Raw genomic sequence first — 17,685 nt, forward strand, 5'->3', positions numbered from 1 at the left:
GTCAGACGGCTGTGACGGCATCGTGAGCCTCCGGTGTGTCGAAGTCCTCCTCGGCGGGTCCGTGCCGGTGCTCCACCCGCATCAGCAGCTGGTTGTCGGACTCGACGGCGGCATGGAGGCAGCTGCCGTGGTCGTGAAAGAGCAGGCCCAGGTCCGACCAGCGCCGGATCAGGGGGGTGACGGCCGCCGCGCCGCCGGGGATCCGCGCGGCGAGCGCGGCGGCCGAGCGGGGCCTGTCCAGGAGCCGGAAAAGCGCCAGCTCCACCGGGTCGGTCAGCTCGATCACCCGCCAGTCGTAGGCCGGCCTGGTGTTGACGAGCACGATGCGGTCACCGGTGTCCTGGTAGGTGAGCCGGCTGTCCGGGTACCGTTCGCGCCAGGTGCCGACCGCCTCCGTGAGGGCGTCGCCGAGATCGGTGCCGATGCCGCGCAGCGGGGCGGTGAAGACATAGGCGAGGTCCGCGAGTTCGCCCTCGGGCAGCCGGTAGGTCTCGCGGTACTGGAACGCGGGCCGGGTGATGTCGAAGCCCATCTCCGGCCGGTCGAAGTAGGGGCTGAACCGCTCGATGACGATCCGGCCGGCCGCGGCGGGCGGGTCGAGGTGGTGCAGCAGGGGCATCTGCCGGATGACCGACTCGTAGTCCTCGGGCTCCTCGCCGGGAAAGCCGTAGAGGTAGTTCCAGGACACCGAGACCCCGGCGCTCTGTGCGTCGCGCAGCGCGCGGACGTTCTGGCAGCCGGTCACGCCTTTGTCCATGATGCGCAGTACCCGGGTGCTCAGGCTCTCGATGCCGGGCTGGACCTGCACCGCGCCGGAGTCGGCGAGGAGCTGGAACTGCTCACGGCGGAGGTTGGCCTTGACCTCGAAGTGCAGCCGTAGGTCGACAGGGAGGCCGGCGAGCGTCTTCAGTACGGTGTTGAAGTAGCTCATGTCGAGGATGTTGTCGACGACGTAGATGTCCAGGAGCTGGTGGCGCTCGGTGAGGGTGAGCACTTCGGCGAGGAAGTCATCGGGGCGCTTGCTGCGGAACTCCATGGAGGAGCCGTTGAGCCCGCAGAAGGTGCAGTGGTGCTTCTCGCCCCACCAGCAACCCCGGGAGCCTTCGAGTACCAGCTTGGGGTCGATCCAGTGGGCCGCCGTTGAGGCGTCGAGCCGGTCGAAGAAACCGTCGAAGCGTGGGGTGCGGATGGCAGCGGGCGGCAGCGGACGGGTCGCCATGGCGTTGGCCACCGAGGCGCCTGACGCGTCGCGCACGCACAGCCCGGGGATGCCGGACAGGTCCGGCGGCGCGCTTTTGGAGGCAGCAGCGTCAAGGGCGTCGAGCAGCGCGGGAAACGCTGCCTCACCCTCGCCGCGTACGACGAAGTCGAGGAACGGGAAGTTGCGGTGCAGGGCGGCGCCCTGAGGGCCGTCGCAGTTGGCCCCGCCGAAGACGACCCGGACGCCGGGACAGGTCTCCTTGAGGAGCCGCGCGGCGGCGAGGCTCGCGGTGTTCTGCTGGAAGGTGGTGGTGAAGCCGATGAGGTCGGGCGGGTCGGTGGCGAGTTCACCGACCAGGCGGGTGATGAACTCTGGGGCGATCGCACGGGCGGCCCTGGCCAGCGCCCGCCGCTCTTCGCTGGCGCCGTTGGCCGCGAGGAACCGGAAGTAGTCGGCGAACTCCGCCGCTTCGGGGCCCGTCCCGTCGTCCGCCGGGTCGTCGCCGTACAGGGCCCCGGCGAACGCCCAGTCGCCCGTGCCCTGGAAATACGACTTCTCGGAGAAGTAGCTGTAGGCGTCGAGGTCGAATCCGGCCCGCTCCGCCGCCCAGTCTGCGAAGTCCAGGTTGGCGTAGCGCACCTCGACGTCATGGCCGCGCTCGGCGGCAGCGGTGTGCAGGATGCCGAGCGCCAGCGACGGCACGTCGAGCGCGCCCCACGGCATTTGCACCAGAACGATACGCATGAGTGGTCACTTCCGTCGTGGAGCTGCCGGACAGCAGCGGGCACCGGGGCGGCTCGCCTTCCGGTGCCCGGTGCTGCTCCGGGGGCGGTACGCCCCGGAGCAGCGGTGCTCACTTCTTCTCGGTGGCCTTCGGCTGAGCCTGGGACGGCTTGACCGGGGCGGCCTTCGTGACGTCGATCGTGAACGCGGTCACCACCGCGCCACGGTCGCGCTCCGGGGTGCTGATCGGGTCGTTCTGAACGCTGCGTCGCTTCATCGTTCTTCACCTCCTTCCCGGGACTCGTCGGTCATCCAACTGCGGGACGCAGCCGGATGGTCGGGGGTGGGCACCTGCCATGCGCTCTCGGTGAATCGCAGCATGGTGGCGAGCACCAGGGCGTGGTCAGCGCTCCGGCGGCTCCGGTGGCCGCCGTCGACCCAGACCACATCGTGTGGCACTGCGAGGCTCCGGAGTTCCTTCGCGTACCGGTCCACCTGGGCGGGAGGACAGCGGTCGTCGGTGGGCGATGCGATGAGCAGCACCGGGGCCCGTACCCGCGCCACGTACGTCATGGGGCAGGCGGCGCGGTACCGCTCGGGGGCCTCGGCCGGGCCGCCACCGAAGAGCTCCCGGTCGACGGCACGCAGGGCGGGGGTCGTGGCGTGGTGAGCCGCCACATAGTCGGCAATCGGATACGCCGCCATTCCCAGCGACCACAGCTCCGGCTGCGCGCCGAGGGCGAGCAGGGCCAGATAGCCGCCCCAGGAGAAGCCGCACAGACCAGTGCGGTCCGCGACCGCCACGCCCTCGGCGACGAGCGCGGCGCGCACCGCGGCCAGGTCCTCAATCTGCGCCAGGCCAACCCGGTGGCCCCAGTCGTGCTGCCACCGCGTCCCATAACCGGTGGAGCCCCGGTAGTTGGTACGGACCACCGCGTAGCCAGCACGGATGAGGAGATCGATCCGCGGGTCATAGCTGTCACGGTCGTGGGCCGCAGGGCCGCCGTGCACCAGGAACAGCGTGGGCCAGGGGCCGGTACCGGGGGGTGTGGTGACAAAGCTGTGGATGCGCCCGTACGACCGCGGCGTCCACCGCTCGGTGCGGTGCGCGCCGTCCAGAGGATCGAGCTCCGAGCCCGCCCCGGTGCCGGGCGCGCCCGGCCTGAGGACCAGGGTGCGGGGCGGCATCGACTCTTGGCTCCACACACAGTGCAGGGTGCCGTCCGGCGCCAGCGACAGGTCGTGGAGGGAGCCGCCGGGCATGGGTACGTCCGTAACCCGGGAGCGGTCCAGGTCCGCCACGACGAGGCGGCTGCGTCCAGCGTGCTCGTGCTGGACGAGGACGCCCCGGTCGGCTCCATGCCACCGGGCGGAGATCTCCGATGCGAACGACAGCCCGGGGACGAGGCGGGGATGAGAGCCCTCGGACGGCCGCCAAGTCGCCACGATGTATTCGTTGGCGAGTTCAACGACCAGGAGGAGGTCAGCCTCGCCGTCGAGGTCCGGGCGGAACTCCATGGGCCAAAGCCGCGCCTCCGGCCTGCCAGGCAGCCGGACGGCGGCGGCGCCGTCGGACGGCCACACGACGACCGCATCGGCACCGCCGGGCTCCCCGGCCAGCGCTAGCAACCGACCGTCCGGGGTCATGTCAACCAGGCTCAGGTAGCCGGGGACGGCGCCCACCAGGCGGGCCGGGCCGGCGGGTGCTCCCACGTAGCAGCGCGAGGTGCCGTCGACGCCCACGCCGACCGCGGCCAGCGAGCCCGTGCGATCGAAGGCAATGCCGTAGGCCCGGCCGCGCGGCACGCCCCTGAGCGCCGGGAACGCGGGGCCGCCTGCGAACGGCTGGCGGCGCCAGATGCCCTCACCCGTGCCGTCGGAGTCGAACCACCAGATGTGGCCGCCGTCCGGTTCGATCTCGCTCATGTCCACGCCGCCCGGACGGGTTGTCAGGACCCGCCGCCGGTCCGCGGCGATGTCCCAGGCGACCGCCTGCAGCCGACCATCGACGAGCTGTGTCTCGACCGCGCGGCCAGGGTGCAACGTGGCAAACCCAGGGGCCTGAACGGCGTTCGACACAAGCTTTCCTCCGGTCGGGACACAGGATTCAGAATTCGCAGGGTGCGGCGATGGCCGCAGACCGGCGGAAAGACGGATTCCGCTATGGCGCAGACACTGGAAAGGGAGCGTGACGGCGACCGATCAGCCGGGAGAGCGTGCGCTGTTGACAGAACAGGGCGGAATACTGCTCTTACGGATCTCGGGTCGTGCTCTTCAAGACGTGCTTGTCGAAAGGGCGCATACAATACCATGCCACCCCATGTCATGCAATCGATGCGCTTACATGAGAAAGGAAGCAGAAACGGCTGAGCGCCACATCAAATTAGGGTGGCCTCGTTAAGTAATCAAGTAGCCCACGGACAAATGGCCGAGATGGCGCTCCTTAAGGGGCCGCCGCGCCACACTGCCCTCATTCCGCTCCGGGCATCAGGTGGTGGCGCCAACCCTCCCTGTGACCGGGCTTGCGGCCTGCGGTAGGCCCAGGCGCGATTCCGGATGCGAAAACGGATACGCGGCTGAGTTTGCCACCGCATGGCCGGATCCTCCGCTGCTGTCGAGCAATGCACCTTCAACCCCAGTGCTTCCACACCTGCCACGCGGCCTGACCCCGCGCGCGATCACCGCCGTCCTCGTGGCCGCCGACGAACTCGCCGCCCGCGCCGAGGGCGCCGAAAGGTTGAGGGTCGCCGCCGTCGAGCGCGCACCGTCAGCCCGCTCGACCTCGACCAGATCCAGGTCTATCGCCGCTCCCCGCACACTCACCTGCATGCCGAAAGCGACCGTGACAGTTGCAATGAGAACGAGACCAGCGAAGTGAGATCAAACCCTACGAACGAAGCAAACGCCGCGATGAGAATCCGACAGCTTCAAAGCGACGGGGCAAGACGTTCACCTCACTGTGCTGCCCCTTGGGCCGGACAGAGGTCATCGTCAATGAGAAAGGGAAACGCGCAATGCGCGCCTACGCGAGGCAGGAAGTCGACGACGTACCGTCGGCCGAACTCCCTCTTCATGAATGAGTTGGCGGTCAGCTGCGCCACGAACCCGCCCGGGGCGGCCAAGCGGTCGAGCATCAGGGCGGTGAACGGCAGCGCCAAGGAGTACTTGCCGGCAGCCACCTGCGGTACGCGGCACGGACGCGGTCGCGGGCGACGGGGTCCTTCGGGGTGATGTACGGAGGGTTGGCCACGCAGACGTGTTAGCTGCAGGCCCGCAGCAGGGGCTCGTCCCCGTCCAGCAAGGAATCGGCCGCGGCCACGTTGACCGGCCACGACGCCGGGACGCAATCCAGAGGAATACGAAGGACGGTGGCGGAGCTCGCCAGGAGCCGGTACGCGGTCAGCGCGGCGGCGTACGGATCGAGGTCGACCCCCGCCACGGTCCCAGCGCCCGCTCCACCGCCGGTGCCCGTGCCCGGCCGGAGAGAGGCGACGCCCGCGGGCCGGCGGCACGCGGACCATGTGGTACTGGTGAAGAGGCAGTGTTCTGACTGTGCGCTATTCGTTCGCTCCACGCAGCCGCCCGTCGTTGTCGCCGCGATCGCAGGCGCTCTTCTCGGCGCGCGCTGGGGCGTCTCTGCCATCCCGCTCGCCTGGCAGCAGGCTGTGAACGGCTGGCCCCACCTGACCGGGCCCGACCTCGTACGCCTGGCCGTCCTGACGGCCCGCAAGGGCCTTGACGACGCCGACGGTTGGCCCTCGGCCGCCCGCGTGAAGATCCCCGGGTACGCCGGGAAGAGCTACACGGTGCAGCACCCGGAAGACGACGGGCTCTACCTCGGGAATCTGCCCGTGACCGAGTGCGAGGGGGAAATCCCCATCGACGCGGTGGTGTCCCTGTGCCGGGTCGGACAGGCCCCGATCTTCTCCGGCACCGACGTCGAGCACGTCCGGGTCTGGCTGGTCGACAAGGAGGGCGCGAACGCCAACCTCCACTACGTGCTCCACCAGGCTGCCCGAGAGATTTTCCGGCTGCGACAGGCGGGCAAGCGCGTCTTTCTGCACTGCGTCGCGGGCCGCTCGCGCACCCCCGTCGTGGCCGCCGCCTACAGCGCGTTCCTCGGCACGCACCCGCACGATGCCCTCGTCGGGATCTATCGGGCCCTGGGCGCGCACTGGACGCTCCTCGCGCACTGGCAGATGCACGACGCGGTGTACGAGCTGGCCGGAGTCACGCCGCACCGGCCCCAGCCCCGGCCCGTCCTGGGCTGAACCGCCGAGTTCAGGCGAGCTGCCGCCTACGGTATGAGTCGGGCCCGGCACCCCCTCGGGGATGCTGTTGGTTAATTCGCTACGTCGCGTGACCTTCGGTTCCAAGACCTGGTTGTGGCCCTGGAACCGAAGGTCACCATGGTCAAGGACAGCGCGCCACCACCGTGACGGAGGCCCCGGAAGGGCGTTAAACAGATCATGGTGAAGAAAATGATCGTCGTAACCGTGCTCGCAGTCTGCTTCCTGGGCATGGCTCCTCAGGCGATGGCCGTCGGCGAGCACGGCGGCACAACGAGTCTCAACGACACCCGTGCCGAGCACGACGCGCAGAGCAAGCCCTGTACCGGTCTTCCTATCAAGGCCAACGTCGGTTCCCTCGTCGGCCTCTTGAACATCGCCGTCCAGGACATCCCGATCCTGTCGGCTCCGCAGAACCTGCTGTGCACCGAAAACTCCTCCCAGTCCAAGGACGAAGAGCCGCTCCAGCAAATCGTGGACCAGATTCCCGTCCTGTCCGGCAACGGTGTGGACCACCACTGACCTCGAACACACCTCGAAGCCCCGCTCCCCGATCGCGCTGGAGGGCGGGGCTTCGCGCTGACGTGTCGGACGTTGGCGTCGCCGCCGCGCTTTCGCCAACAGCATCCCCCCTCGGGGTGCCGGGCCCGACTCATACTCATGTCCGAGGCGTCCTGGGCTCGAAGTGCCCCGGCCCGCGTCGGCTCGTGATGACGTCGTCCGGCCCGAGTTCTTCCTCCTCCAGGCCCACACTCACGGCGGTCGGCAGGAGGTGAAGCCGCTTGGAGGTCTTCAGCGCGGCCCAGATTCCCTGCGCCGCCTCCGCCCGTCCGTTGCGGAGCTCGGCGAAGCGGATCCGGGTGTGGAGCCGTACGGCTGCCTCGTCCATCTCCTCGGTGAGCTCACGCGGCAGTGCCCGGAAGGCGCGCACCAGCTCGCCGGCCTTGCGTTCGTTGAGCTGGAGACCGAGCCGTTCCAGCACCTCGCTCCAGGGAGCGGCGCACGAGGTGTCGGTGCCGCGGATCTTCTCCAGGGCCTGGAAGCGCTCCGCCGGGTCGGGGATGGCGTAGACCTCTTGGGGCACCGGCTTCCCGGACTTCAGCAGCTTGCCGACGAGGATGGCGCACCGCTGGTACAGCAGGGCGGCGGCCTGCTCGCCCGGACGCAGGGGTTCGCGGGCGAAGTTCTCGACGAAGCGCCACATGTGGCGCTCCTCGTCGGACAGCGGGCCCGGGCAGACCACGGCGGGCAGGGCCTGGAAGTGCGGGTTGTCCGGGCGGTGCGTGGCACCCCGGCGCATGGCGCGCAGTCGCCGCTCCCCGGTGACCAGGCGGATGGTCGGGGCCTTGCCGTCGATGAGGATCTCCTCGGCCAGGACCGGTTCCAGGAGGCCGATCACGGACATGGAGGAGATGAGGTCTGCGAGCTCTGAAGGTGGCAGGAAGTCGGAGGGGTTGCGGGCGTGGGCCTCGGTGAACGGCGCGCCCGGCCCGCGGAGCGGCAGCATCTCGATTCGGCGCTGCCGCAGCTTGACGCTGCGGTGCAGGATCTCGGTGTGCCGGATCATGCTGCCGCCGTCGGGCGGAGCCTCGATCGAGGTACTGGTCATGTCGCTGCTTCCTGCAGGGCCGCGGGCGGCCGGTCACTTCGTGGAGAGGTAGAAGTCGGTGAGTGCTGGCCGGGCGGACGGTGTGCCGCGGAGCAGCGGGGTGAAGATCGGTGCGCAGGGCCCGTGTTGCTGGAGCTGCCGCAGGGTGGTGACGCCGATCGCGATGTCCTCCCTGAGCCGGCTGAGGCGGACGTCCGCCGCGGTGCGCGTGTAGAGGTCCTCGGTCCGCGCCGCGAGCCGGTGCGGCCGCCGGTCGGGCTCCCCTTCTCTCGGGGCCGCCGCGTCCAGGACAACCAGGACCCGGGGGAAGATCGGGTAGTGATTCATCCAGGCCGGCCTGGTCGCGTTCGGCAGCCGGCGCGCCCGGTCCGAGCTCTGCGGAACGTACTCGTACAGTCGGCCGTACGCGTCGAGCTTCGCGGCCAGCCGGGCGGAGGTCATCGTGGCCCTGTCGAGCTCGATGAAGAAGCTCAGCATGGTGCGCCGGCCGTTCTCGACGTGGACGTAGTTGAGAACGGAGTCGCTGATGACGTGGTCGTCTTCGAAGCGGCGCTGGCCGTCGCGGATACGGTTGGCGACCTCGGGGGTCCAGTCGAGCGGGCCGCACTCGTGACCGAGTCGGCGAGCGTGCTCGACGAAAGCGACACCGACGTCGTTGACTGCGAGCGTGTGCGCCTGCCGGGCGCCGGCCACCGACTCGGGCGTCACCCGGTAAGGGCGGATGGGAAGTTCGCCGGCCTCCTCGACGGACTCGGCTCCAGCCTGGGTCAGGAACCACAGGAACGGCTGGGTGCGAACCCGGTTCGGCCCGGCGGAGCCGCCCAGCGCTCGGACCCGGCTCACCAGGCCGGCCTTGTGGAGTTCGGCAAGCTGCTTGAGCAGGTAGTGGGGGCGGGCCGCCCGCTTGGCAACGGTCCGGACGGATCCGCCGGCCCCGGGGCAAAGGCCGCGAGTACTGCCAAGCCCCGCGTCCATGACACCGAGGGCACGGCGACCGCGTTGGCGAGTGCCTCGAGCGGGTCAGGGGTGAGCGGCACTTCGCAGAGGGCGAGGTGGTCGGGGAGGGCCAGCGCCAGCCCGGCACGGGCGTAGTGGATCTGGCGGGCAGCCTTGTTCTGAACGTCGGCTTCGGGGTTGACGAGGTCGACCGGTGCCTCGGTGGTCCGTTCGGGTGCGGTAGTCATGATCTTCCTGTTCTGGGGGTGTCAGGACGTGGGATGGGAGCCGAGGCGGATCTGGGGGCGCTCGCGAGCAGCACGGCCGCCGGCTTCAACGGGGCGCATCTCGACCTGGGCGTAGCTCTGGTGGCGCAGTACCGACATCGCCCGCGCGGGGCCCTCGCCCCTCATGGACAGCGCGCCGCCGGTGCAGGTGAAGCGGACGCGGACGGCGCTGCCTCGGAAGGAGGAGACCAGCCGGCGCGAGACGCTTTTGTGCGCGCGGGCGATCTGGTGGCCGAAACGCACGACCTCCTCCGGCTTGGGGTCGAAGCCGGTGGTCGGCAGCGCTTCCAGCGCTGTCCGGTCTGCCATCGGGCCTCGCGACAGCAGCCAGCGGCCGACGGCAACTGTGGCGCCGCCGCCGAAGATGACCAGGGCGGCCCACCAGGCGTTGCTCAGGGCCGAGTCCGCCAGTCGTCCGGCGTGCGCGGGGAGGTTCTCCACGAGGTCGAGTGCGTCGTCGATGAGGTCGGTCGTGGTCATCGCTCACCACCTGAGGGCGAGCTGGGCGGCGTCCGGTCGCCAGAGGGGTCGAACGGGTGGGACGGCGGGAGCACGGTGGCACCTCCAAGAGCGAACGGGTCCTTCGTCTGCTACAGGTGTCGGGATGCCGATCGGTGTGACACTCGGCCGGAAGTTTCTTCGCAAGATCGAGAAGACATGCGGCTGCGGAGCGGATGCACCGTACAGCCGGTCCCTCTGCTGGGCCATTCACCGTGGGGAGTGAACATGCTGCCGCCCACGGTTAAGGGAGCCCCGAACACCCGCACGGATGCCGTGGCCGACCGCACACTGAGGCCTCAGCCGTGTTCTGGAAAGGGGAGAATCGCTGTGACCGATCCGATGACCGCGCTCGACAAGCGGACGGGCCGCTGCCAGTGCGGCGACATCGCGTACGAGGTGACCGGAGCTCCTGATGATCCGCACCTGTGCTTCCCTGATGATTGAGTGAGTTCAAGGGGCTCACAGGGGTGGCAGATGGACGAGTGGTGGCTGGTGTTCGTGCCGGATCCGGAGCGGTGGGGGCCGCTGCCGGAGGAGGGGGTGCTGGGGGTCCGGGACCTGCCGGCCGCGTTGGACGCGGTGGGGCTTCGGCCGGGCGATCCGGTTTTCGTACGGCCGGATTTCGTGGTGGATCCCGAGCTCCTGGAATTCGCTCTCTCCTCGGAATTCCGTTATCTGGAGCGGGAAACCCGGCGGAATTACGCGCTGGACATCCGGCTGTTGCTGACTTGGTTGTGGCGACGCGGGATTCCGTGGCGGCAGGCGACGCAGGCCGACTTGCGCGCGTACAGAGAATTTCGGTGTGACTCACCACTCAACCCGAGGCGAATCAGTGGGGCGAAGTGGGATCGGGAGGCGCCGGCTTTCACACGCCTCTACCGGTGGGCGAAGGTCACGCCGTTGCCGGTGGACAGCCAGCGCCGGACGGACCGGGCCGCGCACGCCCGCAGCTCGCGGGTGTCGTGGCTGACACCGCGAACCTGGGGTCTGTGGCAGGACGTGGGCCTTCGCGGACTCGGTCCCGACGGGACACCGGTGCCGGGCTGGGACGGGAGGACCGAGCTTCGGAACACCTCGTTCGTCGGGTTCACGCTCAGTTCGGGACTGCGGCGGCAGGAATCCGGCGCCATGCTGACGTTCGAAGTGCCGTCCCGCCCGCTGCGCTCGGGCCGCTACTGCCACGGGCAGATGGCCCGGGCGCTGTCCCGTTCGAAGCGAGACCGGACCTTCTATGCGTCGGTCGATTCCTTGCGCCAGGTCAGCGCCTACGCGGAGTCGGAGCGGGCCTGGGCGGTCGAGCGGGCCCAAGCCCAGGGTCGCTACGGAAAGTTGCCGCTGATGCGGCTGATCACGAAGGTCACGACGGGCCGGACCACGATGGTCCACTGGGTCGACCGCGACGGCGTCCAAGGCCGACATGATCTGAGCCTGCTCGACTGGCGCGAGCGGCAGTGGCTGTTCGTCGAGGGACCACAGGGCCCGGAGCCGGCGTGGCTGTGGCTGACCGAGCAGGGCCTGCCCATGCTGCCGGACCGCTGGAACACCGTGTTCCGGCAGGCCAACCAACGGTGCGAACACGCTCTGTTGACCCCGGAAGAACGCGAGACGCCCCGGCTGCTGCGGGTCTCGGAGATCCGCGGGAAGGTCCCGTACGCGACACCCCATTCCATGCGGCACTCGATGGCGCTCTACATGTTGATCCTGCTCAACGAGTTGATGGACAAGAAGTACGGGCTGACCGCAGCGGACCGGCGCGACTTTGCCCAGCTCTACGGCGACCCGTGGTGGCTGGTGAAGACCCTGTTGGGGCACAAGGACGTCGAGACGACGAAGGAGCACTACCTCAGCCCGGTCATGCATCTGCAGCTGGAGTCGATCCTCGCCTTCGACACCGAGGACGAGAACGGTGAGACGGACCAGACGAAGGATCTGAACGGCCTGTTCGCCCAGCTGGCCCGGGAAACCTCCGGGATCCAGGACATCGAGGTCCTGGTCGACGCCCTGCCCGTCGCGGCGGCATCGTGAGCGGGCGGGGGCGCAAGGCCGTCCTGCCGCCGCCGGACTTCCAGGCGACGGAGCGTCTAGCCGCCGACGGACTGCAGGTCACCGTGGTGAACAAGGAAGGCTTCGAGCGCGTCTTCGACTTCGCCGCGATCTCCGTGCCGCAGCCGATGCGCTGCTCTCTTGCGCGAGCGTTCGCCGAGCAGTCCATGGGGTGGAACAGCCACGCGAGCGGTGAGTCATATTGGCGATCCATCGAGGTTTTCGCCCGCTTCCTAGAGGACCAGGGCCAGCCGGCCGAGGACCTGGGGGGCCTCACCTCTGCCACGCTCCGGCTCTGGCGCAACAACCACAAGGGCACCCCCGGCGGGCGTGAGGCCCTGGGGAAGATGCGTACGCTGCTGAAGCGCGAGCCGCGGCTGGCACAGGGCCTGGTCGCCGAGGAACTGGCCCGCCCCGTTCCGAAGAAGGGCAAGCCGTCCAAGCAGTCCTACCGGCCGTCGGAGCGCGACCAGGTGCTGCTGGTCGCCGAACGGCAGTTCCGGGCCGCGCTGCTGCGGATCCGGGAGAACACCGCGCTGCTCGCCCGCTACCGGGCAGGTGCACTGGACCCGGACAGCCGGGACTGGCGGATCGGGGCGGCCCTCGAGCACATCGCCGCCACGGGGGAACTGTCCGGGTACCCGGACAAGGACGGGAAGGTCTATGCCCAGGCTGAAAGGCTGCTGCGCGGAAAGAACCGCGGGAAGACAACGAGCCGGCTGTTCCTGACTCGGGCGGAACTGACCGCGCTGGCCGTGATGATGACGGACCGCTACGGCTGGAACCTTTCGGTCTACGACCGCCTGCACGTGCCCGTCACGACTCCATCTGCGGGAGAGACGGCCACGGTCACCTACGAGGTCTTGGTGGAGAAGCGCCGCTCGGGCGAAGGGCGCTGGTTCGATACGGAGAACTACACCGACTCCGGCGCGGACTCGCCGGGCAGGCTCATCACCCAGGCGCTGGAGGCCACACAGCCGGGGCGAACCCTGGCCGCCGCTCTGTCACCGGGCCACGACCTACTGATGGTCGCCCGCAACCGGCGCCGTACGGACGTGGACTCCAATCTGGACCGGCCCCGGAACGTCGGCCCGCTGTGCTTCGGGGTGTCCAAGGCCGACGCACGAGTATGGGCGCGATCCCACAAGATCGGCTCGCCCTTCCAGCGCGCCCGCAGGACCACCGTCATCACGACGGGCAAGCCGCTGCAGCACAAACGCGGCACCAACGAGAGCGTCTACGTCCTGCCCGACGAGAACGTCCAGCAAGCCGCCGTGGACGTGATCGCGGCCGGCGCCGAGGAAGCCCTCGAACAGGCCCGCGACTACACCTTCAAGGGGCGGCTCTCGGACGCGGCCGACGCGGACCATCAGGAGACCGCGACCGCGGACTGCGCGGACGAGGAGACCAGCCCCTGGCCGGACCCAAGCGGCGGCTGCGGGGCCGACTTCCTGCTCTGCCTGTCCTGTGAGAATTCCCGGGTCCACACCGGACATCACCCGCGCCTCGCCCTCCTGCGCCGCCAGTTGATGTCGCTCCGCTCCAGCTGGCCCGAGAAGCTCTGGCGTAAGCGATGGGACGAACATCTCCAGCGTCTCGATGACCTGCGGACAAAGGTCAACGAGAGGACCTGGGACGCCGCTCTCACTCGCATCACCGACCGCGACCGAATGATCGTCGACCATCTACTCAAGGGGGACCTCGCCTCATGACGACAGCTCCGACCCTTGAGGCCGATCCCTACATCCTCCCCCTGCCGACGCCGGAGAGCCCGGTGGTCCTGGACCGGTGGATCAGCGCCGGCAACACCCACCCCAACTCCCAGTACAGCGACGACGTCTGGTCGATGGGACCGCTGATCGATAACCCCGGGGAGAGTATCCACAAGATCAACCTGAGGAGGTGCCCGGCCGCGCTACGGAGTGAGTTCCGGCGCCTCATCTGGGTCCTGATCAACGGCGAGTTGCGCCCCACCTACGTACAGGAGCGGGGCTTTCAGAACCGGTCACGCGACGGCGCAACAAGCATGCGCGACAACATCCTGCAGTGGATGAAGTTCGCGCGCTGGCTCGACCGGCATGGCGTATCCCAAGTCAGTGACTGCACCGTGGAGCACTGGAAGGCGTACGCCGCCAAGTGCACCAGCGGCTGCACGCGCGTTCATGCCCAGACGGTTCTGCGCTGGCTCTCGGACCTGTGGGCCTTCGATCAGCTGTCGGCCAGCCCCTGCGGTGTTACGCAGCCGCCCTGGGAGAGCGAGGGCATCGACGACTACCTGCCGGCCGAGACGGGAGAGGCGGGCGGGGAGAACAAGACCGAACCACTGGACCCGACCGTGATCGGCCCCTTGCTGACCTGGTCGATCCGCCTGGTCGAGGACTTCTCCGACGACATCCTGGCCGCCTGGGCCGAGCGCCGCCGCATGCACGCCCGCGTGAAGGCCACCCCGAGCACCCGAGGGGGTCTGGCGGCCGTCAAGAACTATCTGCAGCCGCTGGTCGATTCCGGGGCCCTTCTGCCCGCCACCGTGAGCCGAAAGCACGGCATCACCCTGGCCCACCACTACGTCGCCGCGGCCACGGGAGCCAGCTGGAACCAGGTCCACGACTTCGCCACTCGGCGCGGGCTCCGTGAGCTCGTCGCCCGGCGGCCCGGCCCCAGCCCCATGCAGGTGCCGGTGACGGGCCGGATCGAGGGGCGTCCCTGGCGCGAGTTCATGGACTATGAGGAAACACCGATCCTGATGCGGCACCTGGCCACGGCCGCCGCCATCGTGATCTTGTATTTGACAGGGATGCGCCCCCAGGAGGCCCGGTCGTTGAGGTCGGGCTGCTGCCCGGACCCGGAACCGAACCCCGACGGCTCCATGCCGCGGCATCTGATCCGAGCCCACCAGTACAAGAACGTCCGCGACTCCGACGGCCACCACATCTCCGCCGGTGAGGAGCGCGCCGTCCCCTGGGTCGCGATCACCCCGGTCGTCAACGCCATCCGTGTCCTGGAACGCATCGTCCCCGAGGTCGAGCTCCTGTTCAGCTCCACCCACCACGATGTCGTATCCCAGCGCAAGCACCACGGTGCGCTGAAGCGGGGCACCCTGGACCGCCGCGTCGAGAATCTCGTGTCATGGATCAACCAGGAGGCCACCGCCCAGGGTCTGCCTGCCCAGATGGTGCCGGAGGACCCGCACGGCAACCTGGGACTGAGTCGTCTGCGCAGAACCCTCGCTTGGCACATCGCCCGCCGTCCCGGCGGTCTGGTCGCCCTCGCCATCCAGTACGGACACATGCGCACCGCTCTGGACGCCCGCACCTCCACCGGCTACGGCGACCGCGGTCGTCGGGGGTTCCACGGGGAGCTCGACGTCGAGACCGCTCTCGCCGCCGCGCAGACCGCAGCGCGGCTGCGCGACGCCGCGGCGGCCGGCGAGAAGATCTCCGGTCCCGCCACGCGGCGGGCTCTCATCGGAGCAGCCTCGGTCCCCGGTTTCGAAGGCGCCCTGACCACCCCGAAGGCCGCCGCCAAGTTTCTCGGGCGCGATGGCCTCGTGCTCTTCGACAACCCGGACGCGTTCCTCCTCTGCGCCTTCAAGCGCGACACCGCCCTGTGCGACCCGGATCCCGGGGCGACGGCACCCAACCAGTTCGCCTGCCAGCTCGGCTGCGGCAACGCGGTCCGCACCGACAGTCACGCGCAGGCCGCGCGAGAGCACGCTGATCGGCTCGATGCGAGGGCAGCCCTGATGCCCCAGCCCTTGGGCGACCGGCTTCGCCTGACCGCCGACCGCTTCCGCGCTCTCGCCGACGCCCACGACGCCACCGCCCAGACCGCCGAGGAGGCCATCGCATGAACCAGCAGCACGAGGACGAACGTTCCCGCATCCGCGCGGCCATGGACCGCCTTCTGGCCGGCCAGCCCACCTGCTCCAACGGCAGCCTCACCGTGGTCGAGCTCGCCGCAGAGGCCGGTGTTCACCGCATGGCCCTGCAAAAGCGCCACGCCGACCTGAAGGAGGAGTTCTACGCGCGGGTGCGTACGGAAACGCACCAGACGCCGGAAGTCGAAAAGCGGCTTCGCAAGGAGGTGGTCCGCCTGAAGGGAGCTCTCAAGGACGCCCAGGCTGCCGAGGCCAAGTCCCGGCACCGAGCGGAGCAGATGGCCCTCGCGGCAGCCGTCCTCATCCTCCGGCAACCCGATAGCCAAGACCAGCCTGTTCCCGACAACGTCATCCCGCTCCGCCCATCTGGCGATTAAGGAGAGCAGGCCGTCACGCGGCGACGCCGAGTTCCTTGCGGGTTTGGTGGATGAACTCGCGAACGGCTGGCCCGCGCCGCCAGGGGGACGGCCTGCGGCAGGACCGAATCCTGAACGAGGCGTTCGAGACCGGCGATCCGCTGAAGTTGATGCCCCTGTTCGGAATCACGGAGAAGACCGCCATGCATTCTGTGGGCAGCGCCCATCCCGAGCGCACGGCCAAGCTGCAGAGGTGAGGCCGGCGGTCAACCTTCGCGGTCGTCCGTATGCCAGGGAGCGCTGGCTCGGGTGGGACGGGCATCGGAGGCGATCCGCAGGGCGTACACAGGCCGTTCGTCGCCGGGGACGGGGCCGAGGTAGTGGTGGCCGGTCATGTGGCACCAGGCGGGCAGGTCGAGTGGTGCGGCTGGGTCGGTGGCGATGACGTGGACGACGGTGCCCGGCTTGGCGCCGTCGATCTCTTTACGCAGGCGCAGCAGGAGGGTGACGCAGAGCAGGCCGGTGCCGTCGACGGTGATGTCGGGCGCGGGGGTTTCGTGGTTCGTGGGGTTCATCGGCGGTAGGCGGTGGCGGCGACGGCGGGCAGGAGGGCGAGGGAGAGGGCTCCGCCGGTGAGGGCGAGGGCGGGGTAGCTGGTGGCAGCGACCATGATGCCGGAGGCCATGCCGCCGGTGGCGCCGGCGATGGCGATAGAGACGTCGACCAGCCCTTGGGTCTTGGCGCGGGTGGCGAGCGGGACGGTGTCGGTGATGATCGCGGTGCCGGAGACGAGGCCGAAGTTCCAGCCCAGGCCCAGCAGCGCCAGGGCGAGCGCGAGGAGGGCGACGGAGTCGCCGGGGGCTGCGGCGGCGAGGATGCCGGCGGCCAGGAGGGTGATGCCGGAGGCGGCGGCGATCTTCATGCGGCCGTAGCGGTCGACGAGCCAGCCGGTGAGCGGGGAGGGCAGGTACATGGCGCCGATGTGGATGCCGATGACGAGGCCGGAGGCGGCGGTGGAGTGGCCGTGGTCGTGCATGTGGACCGGCGTCATCGTCATGATCGCGACCATGACGAGCTGGGTGAGGATCATGACCAGCGCGCCCAGGACCACGCCTCCGCGGCCCTCGCTGGTGTCGGCGTCATCGGCGGCGGCCGGGTTGGCTGCGGCGTCGGCTTCCTTGACCTGGGCGATGTCACGGGCCAGGAGCAGCGGGTCGGGGCGCAGCCAGAGGGCGAGGACGAGTGCGGCCAGCGCGTAGGCGGCGCCGGAGATGACGAAGAGTCCGGCGAGGTGGGGGATGCCGAGGTGTTCGGCGAGGGTGCCGGCGGGGGCGGCGAGGTTGGGTCCGGCGACGCCGCCGAGGGTGGTGGCGACCAGGACGGTGGAGACCGCGCGGGCCCGGTGGCCGGGTGCGGCGAGGTCGGCTCCGGCGTAACGGGCCTGGAGGTTGGTGGCGGTGCCGGCGCCGTAGACGAACAGGGCGATGAACAGCAGGACGGGGTTGTCCAGGACGGCGGCGGTGATGACGCCGGCCGAGCCGATCGCGCCGGTGAGGTAGCCGGTGGCGAGCCCGGGGCGTCGGCTGCGGGCCTGGGAGATGCGGCCGACGGTGATGGCGGCGAGGGCGGAGCCGCCGGTGAACAGGGCACTGGGTAGTCCGGCCAGACTCGTGGAGCCGAGCATGTCCTGGGCGAGGAGCGCGCCGACGGTGACGCCGGCGGCGAGACCTGCACCGCTGAGGATCTGGGAGGCGACCAGGACACGCAGGATCCGGGTCTGCGCCTGAGCGGCGTCGGGTATGGAGGCGGGGACGGCGGGTGCGGTGCTGGTCATGTCTCTTCCTGCGTGCGGCGGTTGGCAGT

Annotated in this window: 17 protein-coding genes; 7 read left to right on the plus strand and 10 right to left on the minus strand. The window is 69.6% G+C overall.

Features of this window, described 5'->3' with window-relative positions; all coding sequences use genetic code 11:
- Nucleotide 1: 1 nt before the first annotated feature.
- From ACIHCQ_RS30005 to ACIHCQ_RS30020, 4 genes are all read right to left on the minus strand, one after another.
- Entirely contained in the window at nt 2-1,945 is a 1,944-nt protein-coding gene (locus ACIHCQ_RS30005) for a RiPP maturation radical SAM C-methyltransferase (protein ID WP_399669075.1), read from the minus strand.
- A gap of 109 nt (nt 1,946-2,054) precedes the next feature.
- Nucleotides 2,055-2,201 carry a hypothetical protein gene (locus ACIHCQ_RS30010; protein WP_399669078.1) on the minus strand — a complete coding sequence of 49 codons (147 nt, stop codon included), beginning with the start codon at nt 2,199-2,201 and terminating at the stop codon, nt 2,055-2,057.
- Entirely contained in the window at nt 2,198-4,003 is a 1,806-nt protein-coding gene (locus ACIHCQ_RS30015) for a prolyl oligopeptidase family serine peptidase (protein ID WP_399669081.1), read from the minus strand. Before ACIHCQ_RS30015 ends, ACIHCQ_RS30010 begins: the two co-directional genes overlap by 4 nt.
- Before the next feature lie 875 nt (nt 4,004-4,878).
- The gene (locus ACIHCQ_RS30020; protein ID WP_399669084.1) at nt 4,879-5,103 is read right to left on the minus strand and encodes a hypothetical protein; all 225 of its coding nucleotides are present in this window, start codon (nt 5,101-5,103) and stop codon (nt 4,879-4,881) included.
- Nucleotides 5,104-5,292: 189 nt separating this feature from the next.
- Between ACIHCQ_RS30020 and ACIHCQ_RS30025 the strand changes: the two genes are divergently transcribed.
- Both ACIHCQ_RS30025 and ACIHCQ_RS30030 read left to right on the plus strand, forming a co-directional pair.
- Nucleotides 5,293-6,195, plus strand: coding sequence for a dual specificity protein phosphatase family protein (locus tag ACIHCQ_RS30025; protein ID WP_399669086.1), 903 nt, complete (start codon nt 5,293-5,295; stop codon nt 6,193-6,195).
- 201 nt (nt 6,196-6,396) lie between these two features.
- Nucleotides 6,397-6,735, plus strand: a complete 339-nt coding sequence (locus ACIHCQ_RS30030; RefSeq protein WP_399669248.1) for a rodlin — start codon at nt 6,397-6,399, stop codon at nt 6,733-6,735.
- 136 nt (nt 6,736-6,871) lie between these two features.
- Here the strand turns inward: ACIHCQ_RS30030 and ACIHCQ_RS30035 are convergent, their stop codons facing one another.
- Genes ACIHCQ_RS30035 through ACIHCQ_RS30050 form a run of 4 tightly spaced genes read right to left on the minus strand, consistent with a single transcriptional unit; the run spans nt 6,872 to nt 9,525 of the window.
- Nucleotides 6,872-7,822 (minus strand): hypothetical protein, encoded by a 951-nt coding sequence (locus ACIHCQ_RS30035; RefSeq protein ID WP_399669089.1) that lies wholly within the window; start codon nt 7,820-7,822, stop codon nt 6,872-6,874.
- A 33-nt stretch (nt 7,823-7,855) separates the two neighbouring features.
- Nucleotides 7,856-8,665 (minus strand): replication-relaxation family protein, encoded by an 810-nt coding sequence (locus ACIHCQ_RS30040; RefSeq protein WP_399669092.1) that lies wholly within the window; start codon nt 8,663-8,665, stop codon nt 7,856-7,858.
- Nucleotides 8,662-9,006, minus strand: a complete 345-nt coding sequence (locus tag ACIHCQ_RS30045; protein WP_399669095.1) for a hypothetical protein — start codon at nt 9,004-9,006, stop codon at nt 8,662-8,664. Before ACIHCQ_RS30045 ends, ACIHCQ_RS30040 begins: the two co-directional genes overlap by 4 nt.
- 21 nt (nt 9,007-9,027) lie before the next feature.
- Nucleotides 9,028-9,525, minus strand: coding sequence for a hypothetical protein (locus tag ACIHCQ_RS30050; RefSeq protein ID WP_399669097.1), 498 nt, complete (start codon nt 9,523-9,525; stop codon nt 9,028-9,030).
- A gap of 495 nt (nt 9,526-10,020) precedes the next feature.
- Between ACIHCQ_RS30050 and ACIHCQ_RS30055 the strand changes: the two genes are divergently transcribed.
- Genes ACIHCQ_RS30055 through ACIHCQ_RS30075 form a run of 5 tightly spaced genes read left to right on the plus strand, consistent with a single transcriptional unit; the run spans nt 10,021 to nt 16,079 of the window.
- Complete coding sequence (locus tag ACIHCQ_RS30055; RefSeq protein ID WP_399669100.1) at nt 10,021-11,571, plus strand: integrase; 1,551 nt, start codon at nt 10,021-10,023, stop codon at nt 11,569-11,571.
- Complete coding sequence (locus ACIHCQ_RS30060; protein ID WP_399669103.1) at nt 11,568-13,301, plus strand: hypothetical protein; 1,734 nt, start codon at nt 11,568-11,570, stop codon at nt 13,299-13,301. The genes ACIHCQ_RS30055 and ACIHCQ_RS30060 overlap by 4 nt, the downstream gene beginning before the upstream one ends.
- On the plus strand, nt 13,298-15,439 hold the full coding sequence (locus ACIHCQ_RS30065) for an integrase (RefSeq protein WP_399669106.1): 2,142 nt from the start codon (nt 13,298-13,300) through the stop codon (nt 15,437-15,439). The genes ACIHCQ_RS30060 and ACIHCQ_RS30065 overlap by 4 nt, the downstream gene beginning before the upstream one ends.
- A complete protein-coding gene (locus ACIHCQ_RS30070; protein ID WP_399669109.1) occupies nt 15,436-15,843 on the plus strand; it encodes a hypothetical protein in 408 nt (135 codons plus the stop codon). Before ACIHCQ_RS30065 ends, ACIHCQ_RS30070 begins: the two co-directional genes overlap by 4 nt.
- A 50-nt stretch (nt 15,844-15,893) precedes the next feature.
- Nucleotides 15,894-16,079 (plus strand): hypothetical protein, encoded by a 186-nt coding sequence (locus ACIHCQ_RS30075; protein ID WP_399669112.1) that lies wholly within the window; start codon nt 15,894-15,896, stop codon nt 16,077-16,079.
- A 9-nt stretch (nt 16,080-16,088) separates the two neighbouring features.
- On the opposite strand, the gene ACIHCQ_RS30080 is transcribed toward ACIHCQ_RS30075, so the two are convergent.
- Nucleotides 16,089-16,397: a sulfurtransferase TusA family protein gene (locus ACIHCQ_RS30080; RefSeq protein ID WP_399669115.1), complete on the minus strand. Its 309-nt coding sequence runs from the start codon at nt 16,395-16,397 to the stop codon at nt 16,089-16,091.
- A complete protein-coding gene (locus ACIHCQ_RS30085; RefSeq protein WP_399669118.1) occupies nt 16,394-17,656 on the minus strand; it encodes an MFS transporter in 1,263 nt (420 codons plus the stop codon). Before ACIHCQ_RS30085 ends, ACIHCQ_RS30080 begins: the two co-directional genes overlap by 4 nt.
- Nucleotides 17,657-17,685: the final 29 nt, after the last annotated feature.

The sequence above is a fragment of the Streptomyces sp. NPDC052236 genome, assembly GCF_044548015.1.
Classification (GTDB): Bacteria; Actinomycetota; Actinomycetes; order Streptomycetales; family Streptomycetaceae; genus Streptomyces.

What these genes read in the sequence shown, in the direction of transcription:
- ACIHCQ_RS30010 (WP_399669078.1), bottom strand. Translation starts at nt 2,201, where the DNA reads ATGAAGCGACGCAGCGTTCAGAACGACCCGATCAGCACCCCGGAGCGC.
- ACIHCQ_RS30035 (WP_399669089.1), bottom strand. Translation starts at nt 7,822, where the DNA reads ATGACCAGTACCTCGATCGAGGCTCCGCCCGACGGCGGCAGCATGATC.
- ACIHCQ_RS30080 (WP_399669115.1), bottom strand. Translation starts at nt 16,397, where the DNA reads ATGAACCCCACGAACCACGAAACCCCCGCGCCCGACATCACCGTCGAC.
- ACIHCQ_RS30045 (WP_399669095.1), bottom strand. Translation starts at nt 9,006, where the DNA reads ATGACTACCGCACCCGAACGGACCACCGAGGCACCGGTCGACCTCGTC.
- ACIHCQ_RS30050 (WP_399669097.1), bottom strand. Translation starts at nt 9,525, where the DNA reads ATGACCACGACCGACCTCATCGACGACGCACTCGACCTCGTGGAGAAC.
- ACIHCQ_RS30065 (WP_399669106.1), top strand. Translation starts at nt 13,298, where the DNA reads ATGACGACAGCTCCGACCCTTGAGGCCGATCCCTACATCCTCCCCCTG.
- ACIHCQ_RS30070 (WP_399669109.1), top strand. Translation starts at nt 15,436, where the DNA reads ATGAACCAGCAGCACGAGGACGAACGTTCCCGCATCCGCGCGGCCATG.
- ACIHCQ_RS30055 (WP_399669100.1), top strand. Translation starts at nt 10,021, where the DNA reads ATGGACGAGTGGTGGCTGGTGTTCGTGCCGGATCCGGAGCGGTGGGGG.
- ACIHCQ_RS30005 (WP_399669075.1), bottom strand. Translation starts at nt 1,945, where the DNA reads ATGCGTATCGTTCTGGTGCAAATGCCGTGGGGCGCGCTCGACGTGCCG.
- ACIHCQ_RS30075 (WP_399669112.1), top strand. Translation starts at nt 15,894, where the DNA reads ATGAACTCGCGAACGGCTGGCCCGCGCCGCCAGGGGGACGGCCTGCGG.
- ACIHCQ_RS30085 (WP_399669118.1), bottom strand. Translation starts at nt 17,656, where the DNA reads ATGACCAGCACCGCACCCGCCGTCCCCGCCTCCATACCCGACGCCGCT.